General features: G+C 78.5%; 4 protein-coding genes and 1 pseudogene. 1 reads left to right on the forward strand and 4 read right to left on the reverse strand.

What is annotated here, in order from left to right:
* A partial coding sequence (locus ABD323_RS39470) for a hypothetical protein (protein ID WP_344446934.1) occupies window positions 1-265 on the reverse strand: 265 nt, incomplete at its 3' end.
* A gap of 532 nt (window positions 266-797) precedes the next feature.
* Here ABD323_RS39470 and ABD323_RS39475 point away from each other — a divergent pair.
* Window positions 798-1,307 (forward strand): SsgA family sporulation/cell division regulator, encoded by a 510-nt coding sequence (locus ABD323_RS39475; RefSeq protein WP_344446935.1) that lies wholly within the window; start codon window positions 798-800, stop codon window positions 1,305-1,307.
* Window positions 1,308-1,362: 55 nt separating this feature from the next.
* Here ABD323_RS39475 and ABD323_RS39480 read toward each other — a convergent pair whose 3' ends face one another.
* From ABD323_RS39480 to ABD323_RS39490, 3 genes and pseudogenes are all read right to left on the reverse strand, one after another.
* Window positions 1,363-3,144, reverse strand: coding sequence for a GAF domain-containing protein (locus tag ABD323_RS39480; RefSeq protein ID WP_344446936.1), 1,782 nt, complete (start codon window positions 3,142-3,144; stop codon window positions 1,363-1,365).
* A 251-nt stretch (window positions 3,145-3,395) separates the two neighbouring features.
* Window positions 3,396-4,445 (reverse strand): carbohydrate kinase family protein, encoded by a 1,050-nt coding sequence (locus ABD323_RS39485; RefSeq protein WP_344446937.1) that lies wholly within the window; start codon window positions 4,443-4,445, stop codon window positions 3,396-3,398.
* A 109-nt stretch (window positions 4,446-4,554) separates the two neighbouring features.
* A pseudogene (locus ABD323_RS39490) lies at window positions 4,555-4,870 on the reverse strand (M56 family metallopeptidase); the annotation flags it as partial.

The raw sequence follows: 4,870 nt of genomic DNA on the forward strand, positions 1-4,870 counted from the left end.
CGTCGGGCACCGGAGGGGTGGCGCCGACGGTGGACATCCGCACGCCGCCCTGGATCCGCTGCTGCGCGCTGATCAGCCAGGTGGTGGCGATGCTGATCCCGACCACCGTGGACATCGCCATCGCCGCGCCGGAGACCCTGATCGCGGGCAGTCGGAACTGCCCGCCCAGCGGCTTGGGCCGGCTGTGCCGGCCGTGCGGAGGCTGCGGTTCCGGCCGGCTGCCGGTACGCCGCGCCGTCGCAGGGGTGCCTTCCCGGTGCGCCACCGGACTCCTCTCCTCCCCAGCCGGGCCCCGTGGACCCGCTGCCGCTACCCCAACACCGGCGTGGACACCGATGACGGGTGGAGCGTCGTCCTCGCGCGTCCACCCGCCTCGTGCGGCCTCGTCCGGCCCCACCTCGCCCGTGCCGACGCCGGGCCGTCCGCCCGCATCGACAAGGGCACGAGAGTACCAGCGCGGCCCCGCTGCGTAACCGGCGGCGTCGGACGCAGATCAATAACGCGGACCGCCTACCCCGGGAGCGGAGTTGACGTACCGTCGGATCATCGCAGCGGGGCCGGGGAGGACCCCCGCCCGACGGCGGCGTGCCGGGCGGGCAGGGCGGTGCCCGCCGCCGGCCTCGCGGGCGCGCGGGCGGGCGGGTAGGTGTGGGTGCGGGCGCACGAGGGGGTTTCGGCGGTCCTCCGGCAGGCCCGGCTCGGGGTTCGCTGGAGCGCTGCAACCCTCTGCAACCTTTGCGGCTCCCGGCGGGGCGGAGCAGGCTGGCCCGGTCCCGTCTCGCCCCGGAGAATCAGCCATGCCGCGCGATCCACTGTCCACCAGCACCGGTGCCACCCACCCGGCCACGCCGGGGGCGCGGCCACAACTGCCCTTCCGTCCGGCCCTCCCGGTCGAGGAGGTGCTGACGCTGCGCATCGCCCTCGGCCGGGACAAGGTCGGCACCGTGCCGACCCGCTTCCGCTACGAGCCGCAGCGGCCCTACGAGGTCCTGGTCACCTTCCACCTGGGCCGGCCCGACGAGGTCGACTGGGTCTTCTCGCGCGAGTTGCTGCGCGACGGCCTGCGTGGCCTGACCGGCCACGGCGACGTCCGGCTCTGGCCCGCGCACTGCCCGTGCCACGGCGCCACCCTGCACCTGGCGTTGGAGTCGCCGTACGGCAGCGCGCTGCTGGAGGCCTCCGCGCCGCGGGTGCGGGACTGGCTGGAACGCACCTATGCCGAGATCCCCGAGGGCAGCGAGCCGGACTGCGGTCCGACCGACGCCCAGCTGTCGGAGTTGCTCTTCGGCGACCTGCAGGCCGAGTAGGCCCGCCGGCGGGTCACCGGGCCGGCGGACGGCCCGGCCCGGGCGGGCGGGCGGCTCAGCCGGTCGGGTAGCCGGCCGGCCCGGGGGCCGCGGACGTCAGCGGCGGAACGGTCAGGGGCGGCACGGTCAGTGGTGCCACCGTCAGCGGTGCCGCCACGGCGCCCGCTGCCGGCGCCGTGGCGCCGCCCGCGCCGGGGGAGTTGGCGGTGCCCGCCGCCCTGCCCTGGCCACCCGGTGCGCGGGCCGGCTGTCTGGGGCTGGGCACCTGACGGGCGAGCAGCTGCGGGGTGAGCAGTTCGATCGGCCGCCGGTCGGCGTCCGCGTCGCCCTCGCCCCCCTCGCCCCGGCTGCCCCGTCCACGGCGGTCCGAGCCCTCGCCACGGCCGTCGCCTCCCCCGCCGCGGCCGGTGGCGTCGGTGCGCCCCAGGCCCTCGGCGGTGCCGCGGGGAACCGCGTCGGCGCCCCGCACCGGCTCGGCGCCCCGCCCGGGGCCGGCGGTGCGGCAGCCGGGCAGCAGCACCCCGCCACTGTCCAGCAGCGTGCGCAGCCGGCGGATGCCGGGCGCCGAGGAGGCGGCCAGCAGCTGGTACGGGTCGCTCGGGCGGACCACCTCGACCTGGACGGTCTCCGCGAACCGGTACGGCCGGTGCTCCAGCAGCCCGCCCAGGTAGCGCCGCAGCCGGGAGAGTTCGGCCCGCACGGTCACCGTGCGGGTGGGGTCGCCGAACAGGCCCTCCGCCAGTTGCGCGGCCGTGCGTCCGGCCTGGTGGGTGGCCAGCAGCAGGAGCAGCTCGGCGTGCCGCGGGCTCAGCGCGTGCGACCAACTGCCCGCGCCACCACGCACCGAGAGCTCGGGCCGGTCGGCGCTGCTCAGGTCGAGCACCAGCCGGGCGCCGGCGGACTGTTCGGAGACGGCCTGCGGGGAGCCGGTGAGCGGGCGGACCAGCCAGCCGTCGGCGAGCGGCTCGACCTCGCACTCGCCCAGCGAGGGCAGCCAGTGCACGGAGGCCGAGCCCCAGCCGTCGGCGGGCAGCCGCAGCCGGCTGACCGGCGGCAGGCCGGCGGTGGCGGCGGTCCAGCCGTCCCGGTCGACCACCAGGGCCGGCCGGGAGGACTGCGCCAGCACCGGGGCGGCCACCGTGCGCAGCCGGTGCAGGGACTCCAACTGGGCGGCCCGCAGCTCGGTTTCGGCCAGCCGGGCGGCGGTGACGGCCAGCGCGAGCAGTTGCGGGTGCACGCCGCGGGCCGGGCCGCTGAGGTCGACCACGCCGGCCACCCGGCCGGTGCGCGGGTCGCGGACCGGGGCGCCGACGCAGGTCCAGGCGTGCTGGTTGCGCACGTAGTGCTCGCTGGAGTGCACCCGCAGCGGGCGCCCGGTGCGCGCCACCGTGCCGATGCCGTTGGTGCCCACCGCCTCCTCGCCCCAGTGGCCGCCGGTCATGAAGCCGATCAGGTCGCCGCTGCGGCGCAGGTGGCGCGGGCCCTCGTGCCAGAGCAGGGTGCCCTGCGCGTCGGCGATCGCGAGGATCAGCGGCAGGTCGGCGACCGGGTCGAGCAGGGCGCTGCGCAGCGCCGGCATCACGGCGTCCAGGCCGCTGGCGCGCCGGCGGTACTCCACCTCGGCGGTGCTCAGGTGCTCGGGGGCGCGGCCGCGCTCCGGGTCGAGGCCGATCCGGCGCAGCCGCTCCCAGGAGTCGCCGATCTCGGGGCGCGGCGGCTGGCGCGGCACCTCACCGGTGACGACCTGCTCGTGGGTGCGGGCCAGCTCGGCGGTGGCCCGCAGCGAGACCTCGTCGGTCCGGCCCAGGTGTGCGGTCTCCCGCGCGGTCTCCCGCATGGTGGCTCCCCTCGCCGCGTGTCCGATCCCGCCCGGTCGGGGCGGGGTGGATCGCCCCTGACGCCCACAGCGTACGGGTGTCACAGACCGGTCGGTCGAGCGATCCTCGCATGAGCAGCGGACCTTGACGCCCTGCCGGTAGCGCTGGATTGCGGGCGGTTCGTCGGCGCACGCCGCGGGTGATCTTGGCGCGAAGCCGTCGGTCGGCCGCGGCGGGGGCGGGCGGCGGCCCGGCGGGGCGTCGGCGTCGGTCAGCCGGCGTCGGTCAGCTCGTCGGCCCAGGGCGGGTTGGCGCCGGCGACCGCGCAGGTCAGGGCCGCCACCCGGGTGGCGAAGCGGGCGGCCTCGACCACCTGGTCCAGGGTCGGGCCCGGCCGCGCCGGGGTCGGTGCCGGGTCGCCGGGGGCGGGCGGGCCGGCGGGAGTGGCGGTCAGCCGGCCGCCGAGCAGTTGCCGGCCGGCCAGGTGGTGCAGCAGGCCGCCGGTGAACGCGTCGCCGGCGCCCACGGTGTCGACGACTCGGACACGAACGGCTTCCAGGCGGGCCCGCGCCCCGTTCAGCGAGACCAGCGCGCCCTGCTCGCCCAGCGTCAGCACCACCAGCGGGACGCCCAGCGCGTGCCAGCCGTCGCAGGCCGCCTCCGGGCTCAGGCCGGGGCTCAGCAGGGCCAGGTCGTCGGCGGACAGCCGCAGCAGGTCGGCCAGCGCGCACCAGCGGGCGATGCGCTCGCGGTAGCGCTCGGGGTCGACCAGCAGCGGGCGCAGGTTCGGGTCGATCGAGAGGGTGGCGTGCGCTCCGGCGCGGGCCAGGAACTCCTCGACGACCGCCCCACCGGGGGCGCGTACCAGGGCCAGCGAGCCGGTGTGCACGGCCTGCGTGCCGGTCAGGTCGACGGCGGCGAGCTCGGCGGGCCGCCACTGCCAGTCGGCGGTGCCCTCGGCGTGGAAGGAGTAGCGGGCCTGGCCGGTGGGGTCCAGGGCGGCGATGGCCAGGGTGCTGGGTTCGGCGGCGGTGACGCAGTCGCCGAGGTCGACCCCGGAGCCGGCCAGCCGGTCGCGGAAGAGCGTGCCGAAGGGGTCGGTGGAGAGCCGGCCCAGGAAGCGGGTCGGGGTGCCGAGCCGGGCCAGCGCGGTGGCGGTGTTGGCCGGGCCGCCGCCGGGGTGCACGGTCAGGGCGAGCTGCTCGGCGGTGGCCGGTGCGGTGGCCGGTGCGGCGGCGGGTGCGGTGGCGGGTGCCGTGGCGCTGGGCTGCGGTGTGACGAAGGCGTCGGCGACGCACTCGCCGAGCACGGTGACGGCCATGGGCTCCCCTGCTGCTGGTCGGGTCGGTCCGGGGCGGTGCGGGTCGGTCCGGGGCGGTGCGGGCCGGCTCGGGTCCGCGGCTGGCCGGCCGGGCTCGGGAGGGCTGGGCTCAGGGCTGGTGGGCGCCGCCGGCCTGGGCGCTCTCCACGGTGCGGTGCAGATCGCTGTTGGCCCGCACGGTGGCGGCGGCGCTGACCGTCAGGCAGGCGGCCAGCGCGAGGGCGCCCCCCGCCCGGCGCCGGGTCCCGGTGCGCGCACGCGGCGAGAGCAGGGCCGCCACCCGGCGCGGCACCGGTCCGGCGGCCGCGGCCGGGGCCAGGAACGGGCGGGCCGGGCGCGGGGAGTGGGCCGCCGCGAGCGCGGCGCGGCCCACCGCGCGGGCGGGCACCGTCCGGTCGCCGACCGAGCGGGGCGGCGCCTCGTCG

Source organism: Kitasatospora nipponensis, from assembly GCF_039528135.1.
In the GTDB taxonomy this organism is placed as follows: Bacteria; Actinomycetota; Actinomycetes; order Streptomycetales; family Streptomycetaceae; genus Kitasatospora; species Kitasatospora nipponensis.

Coding starts and splice junctions, on each gene's coding strand:
- ABD323_RS39480 (WP_344446936.1), bottom strand. CDS start 3,144: ATGCGGGAGACCGCGCGGGAGACCGCACACCTGGGCCGGACCGACGAG.
- ABD323_RS39475 (WP_344446935.1), top strand. CDS start 798: ATGCCGCGCGATCCACTGTCCACCAGCACCGGTGCCACCCACCCGGCC.
- ABD323_RS39485 (WP_344446937.1), bottom strand. CDS start 4,445: ATGGCCGTCACCGTGCTCGGCGAGTGCGTCGCCGACGCCTTCGTCACA.